We start from the raw sequence: 13,611 nt of genomic DNA on the forward strand, positions 1-13,611 counted from the left end.
CCGGCCTGCGCGACAATATCGCGGTCGCGATCGAATATCTGGCGCAATGGCTGCAGGGCCGTGGCGCGGTGGCGATCAATGGGATGCTGGAAGATGCCGCCACGGCCGAGATTGCGCGGATGCAGCTCTGGCAATGGCTGCGGCACGGGGCCGAGGTGACGCTGACAGATGGTGACCACACGAAGCTGACCGCCGAATGGCTCGCCGCGCTGATCCAGGAAGAGATCGTCACGATCCTTGGCCGCCTTGGGCCGACCGGCTTCCACCGGGGCCATTACGCCTCGGCCTCGCGGATCGTGCATGAGGCGATCCTCGCCGCGACGCCTCCCGATTTCATCACATTGCCGGCCTATGACGTGCTGAACGCGCTCGACTGATGGACCGGCTGACCACGCTTTCCCCCTTTGGCGGGCCTGTGCCTGCCAGCCTTCTCTTCTCCATGAAAGGATCTCCGATGCCCCGCAAGACCTATGCAGAACTGCGCCGCGAGGTTGCGCAGCGTTACCCGACCGGCCAGACGGCGGGTGGGGTTTCGGTCGAGGATATCGTGCAGCTGCGGCTGCAAAACTCCTGGGAGAGCCATCTCGAAATCGCCCGCGAAATGTCGGTGGTGATGCGAGCCGATATGGCGGCTTATGACCAGGACCCGTCGAAATTCACGCAATCCCTGGGCTGCTGGTCAGGCTTTCATGCCCAGCAGATGATCAAAGCGGTCAAGCGGATGCGCGGCACCGCGAAAGGCACTTACGTCTATCTTTCCGGCTGGATGGTTGCCGGGCTGCGCAATCGCTGGGGCCATCTGCCCGACCAGTCGATGCACGAAAAAACCGCCGTCGCCGATCTGATCCAGGAGATTTACACCTCGCTGCGCCAGGCCGATGAGGTGGCGCTGAACGATCTGTTCCGCGCGCTGAAATCCGCCCAGACCGAAGAGGCGCGCGACGCCGCCATTGCCGCGATCGACGGGTTCGAGACCCATGTCGTGCCGATCATCGCCGATATCGATGCCGGTTTCGGCAATGAACATGCCACCTATTTGCTGGCGAAAGAGCTGATCAGGGCGGGGGCCTGCTGCCTCCAGATCGAAAACCAGGTGTCAGATGCCAAGCAATGTGGCCATCAGGACGGCAAGGTCACTGTCCCGCGCGAGGATTTCATCGAGAAACTCCGCGCCTGCCGCCTCGCATTCGAGGAACTCGGCGTCGATCAGGGGGTGATCATCGCGCGCACCGACAGTCTCGGTGCGGGTCTCACGCAAAAAGTGCCGGTGTCCGCCCGCCCGGGCGACCTTGCCAGCCACTATAACAAATGGCTGAAGGTAGAGCCGGTCTCTGACGCCAACCCGATCCGGGAAGGCGAGCTGGCGCTTTACCAGGGGGGCGAATTCGTGCGGCCGCTGCGCCTGCCGAACGGTCTCTTCCCGTTCAAAGAAGGCACCGGACGCGCCCGGGTGATCGAGGATTGCATCGCGAACCTGATCGAGGGCGGCGCCGATCTTCTCTGGATCGAGACTGACACGCCGAATGTCGATGAGATCGCGGGCATGGTCGCCGAGATCCGCAAGGCGGTGCCGAATGCGAAACTGACCTATAACAACTCACCGAGCTTCAACTGGACGCTGAATCTCAGGAAACAGGTGCGCGAGGAATGGCTGGCAGCAGGCCGGATCAAAGCCACCGACTACCCGGACGGCAATGAGCTGATGAAAGCCGATTTCGACGCGACCGATCTGGGCCGTGAGGCGGATCAGCGACTTCAGCGTTTCCAGACCGATATCTCGGCCCGGGCGGGGGTGTTCCACAACCTGATCACCCTGCCGACCTTCCACCTCACCGCGAAATCCGTCGACGAGCTGTCGCGCGGCTATTTCGGCGAGGAGAAGATGCTGGCCTATGTCAAAACTGTGCAGCGCGAAGAAATCCGTCGCGGTGTCTCGGCGGTCAGGCACCAGCATGAGGTCGGCTCGGATCTTGGCGACACTTTCAAGGAAATGGTCTCGGGCGAACGTGCGCTGAAAGCCGGCGGGCACGCCAATACCATGAACCAGTTCGCGGCGGAGTAATTTCGCCTCGCCATACCGGCTTCCGGTGTCGCCCTGTCAAAGGGCGGCGTCGCTTCGCATCAGGGGGCGCTATGGTCGTGATCAGACGCCCGCCGACGATGAGCCGCTGCGACGATTTCCAAAGGTCACCGCCAGCGCGGAGGCCATCATACGGGGCCGCTGGCGGCGAAGAGGTCGCAATGTCCCTTACCGGGAGGAGGATTGAATGAGCAGCAATCGCGGTGTGGTTTACATTGGCCCTGGCAAGGTCGAGGTGCAGAATATCGAGGATGCGAAACTCGCGGCCCCGGATGGCCGCAGGATCGAACATGGGGTGATCCTCAAGGTGATCTCGACCAATATCTGCGGCTCGGATCAGCATATGGTGCGCGGCCGCACCACTGCCGAGCCGGGGCTGATCCTCGGCCATGAGATCACCGGCGAGGTGATCGAGAAGGGCAAAGATGTCGAGATGTTGCAGATCGGCGATATCGTCTCGGTGCCGTTCAACGTGGCCTGCGGGCGCTGCCGTTGCTGCCGCGAAGGGGATACCGGCGTCTGTCTGACGGTGAACCCGGCGCGCGCGGGCGGCGCGTACGGATATGTCGATATGGGCGGCTGGATCGGCGGCCAGGCGCGCTATGTCACCATCCCCTATGCGGATTTCAACCTGCTGAAATTCCCGGACCGCGACCGGGCAATGGCGAAGATCCGCGATCTGACCATGCTGTCCGACATCCTGCCGACCGGCTTTCACGGCGCGGTCAAAGCGGGCTGTGGCGTGGGTTCGGTCGTCTATGTCGCGGGCGCGGGCCCGGTGGGCCTCGCAGCAGCGGCTTCGGCGCGCATCCTTGGCGCGGCAGTGGTGATGGTCGGTGATTTCAACAAAGAGCGCCTCGCCCATGCCGCGAAAGTCGGCTTTGAGCCGGTGGATCTTTCCGCGAGCGACCGGCTTGGCGATATGATCGAGCAAATTACGGGCCTGCCAGAGGTCGATGCCGCAATTGACGCGGTAGGCTTCGAGGCGCGTAGTCATTCCGGTGGTGAGCAGCCCGCCATCGTGCTGAACCAGATGATGGAAATCACCCGGCCCGCCGGCTCGATCGGTATCCCCGGTCTCTATGTCACCGCCGATCCGGGCGCGGTGGACAAGGCCGCGAAAGAGGGCAGCCTGTCCCTGCGGTTCGGCCTTGGCTGGGCCAAAGCGCAAAGCTTCCACACCGGCCAGACCCCGGTTCTGCAATATAACCGCCAGCTGATGCAGGCGATCTTGCATGACCGGCTGCCGATTGCGGACGTGGTGAATGCGACAATCATTCCGCTCGATGAGGCCGTCCAGGGCTATGAGAGCTTTGACCAGGGCGTGGCGCGGAAATACGTGCTCGACCCGCATGGCGGGCTGGCCGCCTGACCTCGATGAGGTGCCGCCCCGCCATGGGCGGCGTCTTTTCAGCCCTACTTTGGCAGCACGGACAGCGCGATGCTGCGGTCAAGCGCCTCAAACACGTTGAGGCCGATCACATCGTAAAGCTCGGCCCGCGTCTGCATCTCCGGAAGCATCGCGGTCGTCGCGCCGTCGCGGGCGAGGGTCGCATAAAGCCGCGCCTGCGCCTTGTTGGCTATCCGCAGCGATGAGACCGGCCAGATCACCATATCATACCCGAGCGCCTCGAATTCCTGCGCGGTCAGAGCGGGCGTGCGACCGAATTCGGTCATGTTGGCAAGGAGCTTCACGCCCGGCAGAGCCGCCCGCATCTCACGAAACATCTCTACGCTGGTCAGAGCCTCGGGGAAGATCGCATCCGCCCCCGCCTCGACATAAAGCCGCGCCCGCGCAATCGCGCCTTCCAGCCCCTCCGAGGCGGCCGCATCGGTGCGGGCGATCACCACCAGATGGCGCGCGGCACGGGCGGCGGCGGCGACTTTGGCGGCCATGTCTGCGGCTGGGGCCAGTTTCTTGTCGTTCAGATGGCCGCATTTCTTGGGCAGAAGCTGGTCTTCCAGATGAACGGCCCCCGCGCCCGCCTCTTCAAAGACCCGCACCATATGCATCACATTGAGGGCCTCACCATAGCCGGTATCGCCGTCGACCAGTAGCGGCAGGCCGCTGGCCCGCGTGATCTGACGGATAAAAAACGCCACCTCATCGACGGTGATGATGCCCAGATCCGGCAACCCCATCGAGGCGGTCATCGCGGCGCCAGAAAGGTAAAGCGCATCGAACCCCGCCGCCTTGGCCTGCAAAGCCGCCTGGCCATTATGCGCGCCGGGCAGCCGCAGGATACCCGGTCGTGCCAGGCTTGCGCGAAAACGCGCGCCCGCAGGCGCATCGGGCAGATCATCAGCGATCAGATAGGGCATGTTCACGCCTCCGGCGCAGCAAGGAAACCGCCACGCTGTTCCAGTTTCTGGAAGCTGCGATTGTCCGGCCCGATGTAATTGGCCGAAGGGCGGATGATTTTATTGTCAATCCGCTGCTCGATCACATGCGCGCCCCAGCCGGCAGATCGCGAAATGACAAAGATCGGCGTGAACAGCGCGGTTGGCACGCCGAGCAGGTGGTAGGAGACCGCCGAATACCAGTCGAGATTGGGGAACATCTGCTTCTCGCTCCACATCACCGTCTCGATCCGCTCGGCGATATCGAACATCCGGTTCGCGCCGGCGGCCTCTGACAGATCGCGGGCCACGCGTTTGATCACCACATTGCGGGGATCAGAGAGGGTATAGACCGGATGGCCAAAGCCGATAATCACCTCTTTGGTGCCCAGCCGCGCGCGGATATCGGCCTCGGCCTCATCGGCACTGGCATAGCGTTTCTGTATCTCGAAAGCCGCCTCATTCGCGCCGCCATGTTTCGGGCCGCGCAGCGCACCGATGGCGCCCGCAATCGCGGAATAGATATCCGAGCCGGTACCTGCGATGGTCCGCGCGGTAAAGGTGGAGGCGTTGAATTCATGTTCGGCATAGAGGTTGAGCGTGGTGTGCAGCGCCCTGACCTCTGTCTCGCGCGGCGCGCGGCCATGCAGCAGATGCAGGAAATGGCCCGCGATGGTGTCGTCGTCAGTCTCGACCTCAATCCGCCTCCCGTTCAGCGCAAAATGATACCAGTAAAGCAGGATCGATCCCTGCACCGCGATCAGCCGGTCGGCAATATCGCGGGCGCCGGGCGGGTTATGGTCATGCGCCTCTGGCAACACGCAGCCAAGCGACGAGACGCCCGACCGCAGCACATCCATCGGATGGGCCGCGGCAGGGATCGCCTCCAGCGTCTGCCGCAAAGCGAGAGGAAGCCCGCGCAGCGCCTTCAGCTTTGCCTTGTAAGCGATGAGTTCCGAGATGGTCGGCAAAGTGCCGTGGATCAGCAGATAGGCCACCTCTTCAAACTCGCAGGCCAGGGCGAGATCGAGAATGTCAAAGCCCCGGTAATACAGGTCATTGCCGGTTTGGCCCACGCTGCAAAGCGCGGTATTGCCGGCCACAACCCCCGACAGGGCCACGGATTTCTTCGGCTTCCTGAAGGTGCCACTCATCGCTTGTCGCTCCTTATGACCAGTCAAAGATGCCATGCGGGTGGGGACTTCCCAGCCGGTCCGCGCCAGTGGTGAAATTCAGCTGGCAAAGGTCGCCCGGCTTCAGATCTGCCAGCGCCTCAGCCGCATCGAGAAAGCGCTGCTGTTCCGCCGTCGCGATGACCCCGTCGGAAAGGGTGAGGAATTTTCGCACATAGTTTTCGCGCAGGAAGGGGCGCGCACCGTCGGGATGGGCATCGGCCAGTGCAAGACTGTCTTCGACGATGCGACCGTCCTTCAGGGTGATCACGACCCGCCCGCCAAAGGCCTTTTCCTTCGGATCACGCGCATGATAGCGCCGCGTCCACTCCGTATCTTCCATGGTCGATATCTTCTGCCAGAGTGCCACGGTCGCCAGGCGGCCTGCCCGTTCCGGCGAATAGGATTTTTCGTGATGCCAGCCGCCATCTTCCAGCGCGACCGCGAAAATAAACATGATGGAATGGTCCAGCGTCTCACGCGAGGCTTTCGGGTCCATTTTTTGCGGGTCATTGGCGCCGGTGCCGATCACGTAATGGGTGTGATGGCTCGTGTGGATCACGATGCTGGAAATCTGGCTCAGATCACCAACCGTCGGCCCCATGCGTCGGGCCAGGTCGATCAGCGCCTGGCTCTGATATTCGGCGGAATGCTCTTTGGTATAGGTGTCGAGAATGGCGCGCTTCGGCTCGCCCTTGCCCGGCAGCGGCACCTGATAGCGGGCTTCCGGCCCTGACAGAAGCCAGGCAATGAAACCATCCTCGCCCTCCCAGGCCGGGGACGGCGCGCCTTCGCCGCGCATCACCCGGTCGACCGCCTCGACCGCCATTTTGCCCGCAAAGGCAGGCGCAAAAGCCTTCCAGCTGGAAATCTCGCCCTTGCGGCTCTGGCGCGTGGTGGTGGTGACATGCAGCGCCTGCTGCACCGCCTGGTAAATGGTTTCCACCGGCAGGTTAAGCAGCGTGCCGATCCCGGCGGCGGCGGACGGCCCGAGATGGGCGATATGGTCGATCTTATGCTCGTGCAGGCAGATGCCGCGCACGAGATTGATCTGGATCTCATAGCCGGTGGCCAGACCCCGGATCAGATCCGCGCCGGAGCGGCCCGTATGCTGCGCTACGGCAAGGACCGGCGGGATATTGTCGCCGGGATGCGAGTAGTCGGCGGCCAGAAAGGTGTCGTGAAAGTCGAGTTCACGCACCGCCGTGCCATTTGCCCAGGCCGCCCATTCCGGCGAGACACGGGTCTGGGGCGAGAGGCCGAAGACAGTGGCGCCCGGTTCCATCGGGTGGCACAGCGCCTGGGCACGGGCTGAGGCGACCGGCCGACGCGCGACCGAAGCCGCCGCGACAGAGGCATTGTCGATCACGCGGTTGATGATCATCGCCGTCACCTCGGGCGTGACCGCCACCGCATCGGCGGCGACCTCAGCAATCTTCCAGGCCAGCTGACCCTCACGCGGCAGGGTTTCGGCGGATTTCCAGCTCCGCAGCTCATGGGTTATCATCGTCTTGTCCTTTCACGAAACCTCGCGGGCGACCGGCACCGGCCTGCCCTTTTCATCTACCGCCACCATCTCAAACCGCCCCGACAGAGCAGGCCGAGCACGCGCACCACCGATGGACCGCGCCTCTGCCATAACCTCGACCGACATCGACGAGCGCCCGGTGCGGCTGACACGCGCCACCAGTTCCAGCATCTCGCCGACCTGGATCGGCGTGGTGAAATCCACCCGGTCAGAGCGCGCCATCACGACCTTCGCCCCCGCATGCCGGGTTGCAGCGAGGAATGCGGCCTTGGCCATCATGGCCAGTGCGTTGCCGCCAAACAGCGTCCCGTAATGGTTCGCCTGTTCGGGAAAGATCATCTCGATGGTGCGGATCTCGGTCTCAGTCGTCATAGCGGCCCTGCCTTCGCAAGATTAGCAAAACTGTCTTTTCACATTCGGGATGTGCAGATAAACTACTGAAAAGGCATTATTTTGTTAACGAATGCCTTACAAATTGCGAAGGTTGCGAAGATGAGCAAAACCTATATGGGCGTCCGGCTGCGGCGCCTGCGCGAGGAACGGGGCCTGACCCAGGCGGCGCTGGCGCGCACGCTGGAGATCAGCCCGAGCTATCTGAACCAGATAGAGCAGAATATCCGCCCGCTGACGGTGCCGGTTCTCTTGCGGCTCAACGCCTGTTTCGGCCTCGATGTACAGCTTTTCTCGGATGCCGATGAGGCGCGGCTGATCACCGATCTTCGTGCTGCACTCGCCGATCAGGGCACCCCCGCGAGCGTGGCAGAGGTGCGCGAACTGGCCAGCAATATGCCCGAGGTCGCCCGCACCATCATCGCCATGCAGCGCCGCCTGCGCGAAACATCCGGGCGCGCCGAATTGCTGGCCGGACGGCTGAGCGCCAGCGGCACGGGGTCCAGCCCGGCCGCATTCGAGGCGGTGCGCGACTGGTTCTATGAGCGGCGCAATCACGTGACTGAACTTGACGAGGCGGCGGAGGCCGTGGGCGAGGCGCTGCCTGCCGGGCGGATGCTCTCTGGTCTGGCAAGGCGTCTCGCGGATCTTCATGGCCTGCATGTGACTGAGCAGCCCGGCCAGGTCCTGCGCCGCTATGACCCGGATGGCGGCGTGATCACCCTTGCCACCCATCTGAGCCAGGGTCAGCGCGCCTTCCAGCTGGCGACACAACTGGCGTTTCTGGAAGAAAACGACGTGATCTCAAAGATTTCCGCAGCCGAGGATGTGCCGCCCGAAGCGCGCGACCTGCTGAAGATCGGCCTTGCGAATTATTATGCCGGGGCGCTGATCATGCCCTATCGCCGTTTCCTCGCCAGCGCAGAGGAGCTGCATTACGACATCGAACTGATCGGCACCCGCTTTGGCGTCGGGTTCGAGACCACCTGCCACCGGCTCTCGACCCTGCAACGCCCCGGCGCGCGCGGTGTGCCGTTTTTCTTCATCCGGGTCGATCGCGCGGGGAACATCTCTAAACGGCAATCGGCTACCGATTTTCATTTCTCGCGGATCGGCGGCAGCTGCCCCTTATGGAACGTCTATGACGCCTTCGCCCGCCCGGGCGAGGTGCTGCGCCAGGTGGCGCAGATGCCGGATGGGCGCAGCTATCTCTGGATCGCGCGCGAGGTGAGCCAGGGGTCAGGGGGCTGGGGGGCGCCGCAAAAGACCTTCGCTGTGGCGCTTGGCTGCGATCTCGCCCATGCGGACCGGCTTGTCTATGCCCGTGGGCTTGATCTGCGAAACCCCGATATCGCAACCCTGATCGGTCCCGGATGCAAAGTATGCGAACGCCCCGGTTGCCCGCAGCGCGCCTTCCCGACACTGGGGGTGCCGCTGAGCGCGACCCCATTAATGACCCGCTTCGCTCCTTACTCGGGGGAGGCGGGTCGAAACATCTCTCAGCTATGATCCGCTGGCCCAAACGACACGGCAAATGCATCAACGTGATCCATGCGCATGGGTAAAACTTAGGTTTGGGATGGCTTTTCGAAGTATAGAAGAAGTCGCCGACCGGCGACAATGAGCTCCGCGAAGTATGCTACGGCCCAGCAACCTACAGATTTCACCATGCTAAGCTGTCCTTGGCCACTCCCGGATAGCGGCCCTTTGCCATTACTCAGTTTCCGAGGATACTGCATTGCCGCACTCTCCAAAGCCGCCATTCGAGGAGTGACGCAGCGAAGCTCACTGAGGGTCGGTAGTGATGCGCGACAAAACCGACCTGCATCTGCGATAAGCCGCGTTCAGCGCGACGTGATCCAAACCCCCAGCATCGTGACCGCAAGCCCAAAGAACATGACCACTGTCAGCGGTTCCGAGAACAGCGCCCACGCCCAGATCATGGTAACCGGCGGGCTCAGGTAAATCGCGGCGCTGACCTTTGCTGCGGGAAACATCCGCAGCGCGGTATAATAGACCGAATAGGTCGCAAAGGTCGCGATCAGGACCAGCCAGGCCATGCCGATCACGAACTGCTGCGTCAGTGGCGGGGCCAGCCCTTCGCCTGCAATCAGAGCGCAGACTCCGAACAGAACAGAACTCGTCAGGGTCTGGATGCAAAGGCTCTGACAGACCGGGATGCGCAGGACCGGCTGCCTGCGATGCAGGATGGAGGCCAGCGCGAAGACCAGCATCGAGGCCACTGTCAGCCCATAGGCCCACAGAGGCGCGGTGCCAAAGCTCAGACTGTCGAAGCTCACCAGCAAGACCCCGGCCAGAGCAATTGCGGTACCCAGCCATTGCCGCGACGACAGGCGCTCGCCCAGCAGGGGCTGCGACATGGCGGCGATGGCCAGCGGTAAAAGGTCTGAGATCAGCGCGACCAACCCGGTCGGGACCCGCTGGCCAATCGCCAGCGCGAACCCTCCGAGATAGAGAAACACCGCCATCACACCAAAGCCCATCTGCGCCAGCACCGCCCTGAGCGAAAGCCGGGGACCGAAGGCGATTGCGAAGGGCAGCAGAATGAGGCCCGAGATCAGTGTACGCCAAAAGAGCAGGACAGCGATCCCCGCCTCTTCATTCGCATAGCGGATGCCGATGAAGCCAGAGCTCCAGCCGACAATCAGCATAAGGGCCATGGCCGGCCAGAGCAGAGGATGCTGCTGGCGGATCGAAAGAGCGGGTGCGAGGTCTGACATTCGGCATCTCGGATTGGATCGGACGGCCAATGGCTAGGGCCTTCCATCGACCGCTGCACATGATAAATTTCGATCCATTCATGACATTCATGTCACTTGTGTAATGAATGATTGCCAGGTGCCGGAACAGATACCATAGTTCAGACATAAATCTGCGAGATGCCTCATGACCGACCTCTCCTCCCGCCGCCTGGATATCGACGCGTTGCGCGCGGTGAGGGCAATCCGCCAGCACGGCGGCGTCACCCGCGCGGCCGAGGCGCTCGGGCTGACGCAATCGGCCGTCAGCCATAAGATCAAACGGCTGGAGAGCAGCCTTGATTGCGAGATCCTGGCGCGTAAGGCGGGTGCTGCGCTTTTCACGCAGCAGGGCGAAGAGCTTTTGTCTTATGCCGACCGGATCCTCAGCCTGCATGATGAAGCTCTGCTGAGCCTGACCAAGACCGACCTCAGCGGGCGGATCCTGCTTGGCCTGACCGAGGACACGACCTGTTCGGACCTGTCGCGCATTCTCGGGCGGTTTCACCGGCTGCATCCCCAGGTTTCCGTGCGCACCCGGGTCCGCATGAGCCTTGTACTGCGCGCCATGCTGGAACGGGGCGAACTGGATGCTGCCATCATACAGGTCTTTGCCCATGAGATCCGGCCCGCCGATGTCGTCCTGTTCCGCGAAGGCCTGCATTGGGTGAAATCGCGCGAACTGGAGCTGCCGTCCGGCGGATCGGTGCCGTTTCTGTCCTTTGATGACGATTGCTTCTATCGCCAATGGGCGCTGGATATCGGCCAGGATGGCGGTGCGATGCTGGAGACAGTGTTTGAATGCGCGAGCGCGGCGGGGATCACGGCGGCGGTCACGGCCGGGCTGGGCGTGGCGCTGCTGAGCGACCGCTACCTGCGCCCCGAGATGGTGGTGATCGCCGGGCGTATGCCCGAACCCCCAACGCTGGCCTATGTCATCCGCCGCGCCCGCAAGGCAAGAAACCCGGCGTTGGACAGTCTGATCACCGAAGTGATCTCCGAAATCAGCCGCAACGGCGGGCTGTCACTCGCAGCCTGAGCGCTACACGCGAAACTCGACCGGCGGCTGAGGCCCCGAACAACATGCTGCGGCACAGCAACGGGCAGGTTGGGCCCTCATGAACCTTGCGCTAAGGAGACCTGACACTCCAATCACGAGGGATGACCTAATGGAGATCCGCATAGCCGCCGCAGTTATCCTTCGCGAAGATGGAGCAACCCTGCTTGTCCGAAAGCGTGGCACTTCCGCCTTCATGCAGCCCGGAGGGAAAATTGATGGCGATGAAACGCCTGTAGCTGCTCTTCGTCGTGAACTTTTTGAGGAGCTTGCGCTGGACCTGGACCCTGAGGATACAGAATATCTCGGCCGGTTTTCCGCTCCCGCCGCTAACGAACCCAGCTGTCTCGTCGCTGCAGAGATGTTTCGCATTCACCTTAAGGATGACGTTCAAGCACAAGCTGAGATCGAAGAGGTTCGTTGGGTGTATCCCGGCTCACAAGGGCGAATTAATCTCGCTCCCCTGACGCGGGACATAGTTCTTCCCGCGATCTGGCCCTGATCCCGAACGTCCGCCAAGAGATACGAGCAACATGCTGCGGCGCAGCAAATGGCTGGTTGGGCGCCCTCTGGTCTTGCCCCTATTTCACCGGACACTCAGGCGAGCGCGGCCCATTGCCGCCGATCGAGCTCGCCGATGCTGCGCGGCGCATTCCCCAAACCGGCCATTGGGCAAGGAGCGCAGCATTTCGAGCTGCGGAGCGTCTGCGATGAAGGACGAAGCCGTCATTCCGCTTTCAGGTGATCCAGGACGAAAGCAACACGCTCCTCGACTGTCACCCTGGGAAGCTCAACAAGTTGGTAGCCGAAGCGGGCATAAGTATCAGCCATGACCCGGTTGGTTGCCTCGGCTTCCTCGTGATCCTGCTTTCTTTCGGCGTCCTGCCCGAAAATGGCCTCCCAATATGGGGCGAGAAAGACCATCCTGTTGTAGCGATATGTCTTCGCGGCAGCCTCCACATGGGCGGGAACCCGAAGGCCAGACAGCGTCAGATAGCCGACGACATCGGGGACTCCTCTGTCCATAAGCACCGGCTTTTCCAAAGCCGAAGCTTCATGCCACGACCGCAGCTCCCATCCGAGCATGAGTTCGGCAAACATGGCCTTGTCTGCCCATGGCAAAGCGGTGCCGCCAATCTGAACCTGATCGCGAATGATCGCCCGCCCGGCCTCTGGCATCGAGGCAAATCCCCTGTCGTGCAGGGCGTCGATCAAAGTGCTCTTGCCGGAACCGGGGCCACCAGTCACGACAAACATATGGTCACACATGTGCCATCCTTGCTTTCCAATGGGGGGAGCGCGCTGATGTTCGATCCTGTAGGTCGATTTTTATGCGCGTCACTACAGGCTAGCGTCATCAGCGAAGTTCAGCAATGGCCTCTTCGCGTCGATCCGACCGCCCGACCGCCCCAGCGGCGCTGGACCGGGCCAGCTTTGGCGGCTATGCGGGACAAAGCGGACGCTCGGATCAGCGTAGCCCAACATGAAGTTTCACGCTAATCTGCCCCGATGACAGCGACCAAAGTATTCACGACTCTTGCCTCAAGCATGGCGGGCCTCTCGATAAACCATGTCTGGCGGGGGCACGGGTCGGCAGTATTTCTGGAAATCGGCGCGCTTACTCCGACCCTCCGCCGCGATGGTTCAGCAGGAAATCCTGAGGGGCAGATCGGACTCACTTTGGAGTCGAGTTGGCGCATCGAGGATAACTATTCAATCATCTGCGGTAGTTGGAGTGACGACTCTCTCTGGCAACCTTCGTTCGATAGGCTCAAGATCGGTCGTATTGTGAACTGTGATCTCTTTGGGGCGCTGCCTGAGGTAGCTATTACGACCGATGGCGGTGTGCGGTTTGTCAGCTTCTCCACCACGGACGGGCAGCCGCAATGGTCGTTGGTCGATAGACGCAACAAGCCAGATCGCTGGCTCAGTATCCGCGGTGGGCGGCTGCATCTTGGTAACGGTGGCGACTGACTGCAATGGGCTCTCAGTTTCGATCCTGACGGTCTGGCGCCACCACCAGCGTAGGAACGGGGCACCCAGTGTAGCGATGCGGGACGATGCGGTCGTTTGACCTGCCCTTTTTCTTCACGTGCGGCCGCTATAAGCTGCGCACCACGCTTCATTCAGGGTTATGTTAACACATGCAAACACTAACCGATTTCGAATGGTCGCCGTTGATCCCCGAACTCGCATGTGTCGATTTGGCAGCAAGTCTACATTTCTACGTGGCTTTGTTGCGCTATTCAGATTGCGTCCGCAGATACCCCTCGCCCGATTATCTT

Annotated in this window: 12 protein-coding genes and 1 pseudogene; 7 read left to right on the top strand and 6 right to left on the bottom strand. The window is 62.1% G+C overall.

Annotation, left to right across the window (positions count from 1 at the left end; translation table 11 throughout):
* The 3 genes and pseudogenes from JC607_RS24525 to fdhA form a co-directional block, all read left to right on the top strand.
* Window positions 1-377: pseudogene (locus JC607_RS24525) on the top strand (malate synthase A); the annotation flags it as partial.
* Window positions 378-454: 77 nt separating this feature from the next.
* Window positions 455-2,062 (top strand): isocitrate lyase, encoded by a 1,608-nt coding sequence (locus JC607_RS24530; RefSeq protein WP_198839335.1) that lies wholly within the window; start codon window positions 455-457, stop codon window positions 2,060-2,062.
* A 205-nt stretch (window positions 2,063-2,267) separates the two neighbouring features.
* Window positions 2,268-3,452: a formaldehyde dehydrogenase, glutathione-independent gene (fdhA, locus tag JC607_RS24535; RefSeq protein ID WP_198839336.1), complete on the top strand. Its 1,185-nt coding sequence runs from the start codon at window positions 2,268-2,270 to the stop codon at window positions 3,450-3,452.
* 44 nt (window positions 3,453-3,496) lie between these two features.
* On the opposite strand, the gene prpB is transcribed toward fdhA, so the two are convergent.
* Genes prpB through JC607_RS24555 form a run of 4 tightly spaced genes read right to left on the bottom strand, consistent with a single transcriptional unit; the run spans window position 3,497 to window position 7,492 of the window.
* The gene (prpB, locus tag JC607_RS24540; RefSeq protein WP_198839337.1) at window positions 3,497-4,402 is read right to left on the bottom strand and encodes a methylisocitrate lyase; all 906 of its coding nucleotides are present in this window, start codon (window positions 4,400-4,402) and stop codon (window positions 3,497-3,499) included.
* A gap of 2 nt (window positions 4,403-4,404) precedes the next feature.
* Entirely contained in the window at window positions 4,405-5,574 is a 1,170-nt protein-coding gene (gene prpC, locus JC607_RS24545) for a 2-methylcitrate synthase (RefSeq protein WP_198839338.1), read from the bottom strand.
* A 13-nt stretch (window positions 5,575-5,587) separates the two neighbouring features.
* Entirely contained in the window at window positions 5,588-7,099 is a 1,512-nt protein-coding gene (locus tag JC607_RS24550; RefSeq protein ID WP_198839339.1) for an MmgE/PrpD family protein, read from the bottom strand.
* A gap of 12 nt (window positions 7,100-7,111) precedes the next feature.
* Complete coding sequence (locus tag JC607_RS24555; protein WP_198839340.1) at window positions 7,112-7,492, bottom strand: acyl-CoA thioesterase; 381 nt, start codon at window positions 7,490-7,492, stop codon at window positions 7,112-7,114.
* Window positions 7,493-7,612: 120 nt separating this feature from the next.
* On the opposite strand from JC607_RS24555, the gene JC607_RS24560 reads away from it, so the two are divergent.
* Window positions 7,613-9,019, top strand: coding sequence for a short-chain fatty acyl-CoA regulator family protein (locus tag JC607_RS24560; protein ID WP_198839341.1), 1,407 nt, complete (start codon window positions 7,613-7,615; stop codon window positions 9,017-9,019).
* A gap of 335 nt (window positions 9,020-9,354) precedes the next feature.
* Here JC607_RS24560 and JC607_RS24565 read toward each other — a convergent pair whose 3' ends face one another.
* The gene (locus JC607_RS24565) at window positions 9,355-10,251 is read right to left on the bottom strand and encodes a DMT family transporter (RefSeq protein ID WP_198839342.1); all 897 of its coding nucleotides are present in this window, start codon (window positions 10,249-10,251) and stop codon (window positions 9,355-9,357) included.
* A gap of 166 nt (window positions 10,252-10,417) precedes the next feature.
* Here JC607_RS24565 and JC607_RS24570 point away from each other — a divergent pair, with 166 nt between their 5' ends.
* Window positions 10,418-11,308, top strand: a complete 891-nt coding sequence (locus JC607_RS24570) for a LysR family transcriptional regulator (RefSeq protein WP_198839343.1) — start codon at window positions 10,418-10,420, stop codon at window positions 11,306-11,308.
* 130 nt (window positions 11,309-11,438) lie between these two features.
* Window positions 11,439-11,828, top strand: coding sequence for an NUDIX domain-containing protein (locus tag JC607_RS24575; protein WP_198839344.1), 390 nt, complete (start codon window positions 11,439-11,441; stop codon window positions 11,826-11,828).
* A gap of 224 nt (window positions 11,829-12,052) precedes the next feature.
* Here the strand turns inward: JC607_RS24575 and JC607_RS24580 are convergent, their stop codons facing one another.
* The gene (locus JC607_RS24580; RefSeq protein ID WP_198839345.1) at window positions 12,053-12,595 is read right to left on the bottom strand and encodes an AAA family ATPase; all 543 of its coding nucleotides are present in this window, start codon (window positions 12,593-12,595) and stop codon (window positions 12,053-12,055) included.
* 240 nt (window positions 12,596-12,835) lie between these two features.
* Here JC607_RS24580 and JC607_RS24585 point away from each other — a divergent pair, with 240 nt between their 5' ends.
* Window positions 12,836-13,300 carry a hypothetical protein gene (locus JC607_RS24585; protein WP_198839346.1) on the top strand — a complete coding sequence of 155 codons (465 nt, stop codon included), beginning with the start codon at window positions 12,836-12,838 and terminating at the stop codon, window positions 13,298-13,300.
* Window positions 13,301-13,611 lie beyond the last annotated feature (311 nt).

The organism is Paracoccus sp. IB05 (genome assembly GCF_016405985.1).
GTDB lineage: Bacteria > Pseudomonadota > Alphaproteobacteria > Rhodobacterales > Rhodobacteraceae > Pseudogemmobacter.

What these genes read in the sequence shown, in the direction of transcription:
- JC607_RS24530 (WP_198839335.1), top strand. Translation starts at nt 455, where the DNA reads ATGCCCCGCAAGACCTATGCAGAACTGCGCCGCGAGGTTGCGCAGCGT.
- fdhA (WP_198839336.1), top strand. Translation starts at nt 2,268, where the DNA reads ATGAGCAGCAATCGCGGTGTGGTTTACATTGGCCCTGGCAAGGTCGAG.
- prpB (WP_198839337.1), bottom strand. Translation starts at nt 4,402, where the DNA reads ATGCCCTATCTGATCGCTGATGATCTGCCCGATGCGCCTGCGGGCGCG.
- prpC (WP_198839338.1), bottom strand. Translation starts at nt 5,574, where the DNA reads ATGAGTGGCACCTTCAGGAAGCCGAAGAAATCCGTGGCCCTGTCGGGG.
- JC607_RS24550 (WP_198839339.1), bottom strand. Translation starts at nt 7,099, where the DNA reads ATGATAACCCATGAGCTGCGGAGCTGGAAATCCGCCGAAACCCTGCCG.
- JC607_RS24555 (WP_198839340.1), bottom strand. Translation starts at nt 7,492, where the DNA reads ATGACGACTGAGACCGAGATCCGCACCATCGAGATGATCTTTCCCGAA.
- JC607_RS24560 (WP_198839341.1), top strand. Translation starts at nt 7,613, where the DNA reads ATGAGCAAAACCTATATGGGCGTCCGGCTGCGGCGCCTGCGCGAGGAA.
- JC607_RS24565 (WP_198839342.1), bottom strand. Translation starts at nt 10,251, where the DNA reads ATGTCAGACCTCGCACCCGCTCTTTCGATCCGCCAGCAGCATCCTCTG.
- JC607_RS24570 (WP_198839343.1), top strand. Translation starts at nt 10,418, where the DNA reads ATGACCGACCTCTCCTCCCGCCGCCTGGATATCGACGCGTTGCGCGCG.
- JC607_RS24575 (WP_198839344.1), top strand. Translation starts at nt 11,439, where the DNA reads ATGGAGATCCGCATAGCCGCCGCAGTTATCCTTCGCGAAGATGGAGCA.
- JC607_RS24580 (WP_198839345.1), bottom strand. Translation starts at nt 12,595, where the DNA reads ATGTGTGACCATATGTTTGTCGTGACTGGTGGCCCCGGTTCCGGCAAG.
- JC607_RS24585 (WP_198839346.1), top strand. Translation starts at nt 12,836, where the DNA reads ATGACAGCGACCAAAGTATTCACGACTCTTGCCTCAAGCATGGCGGGC.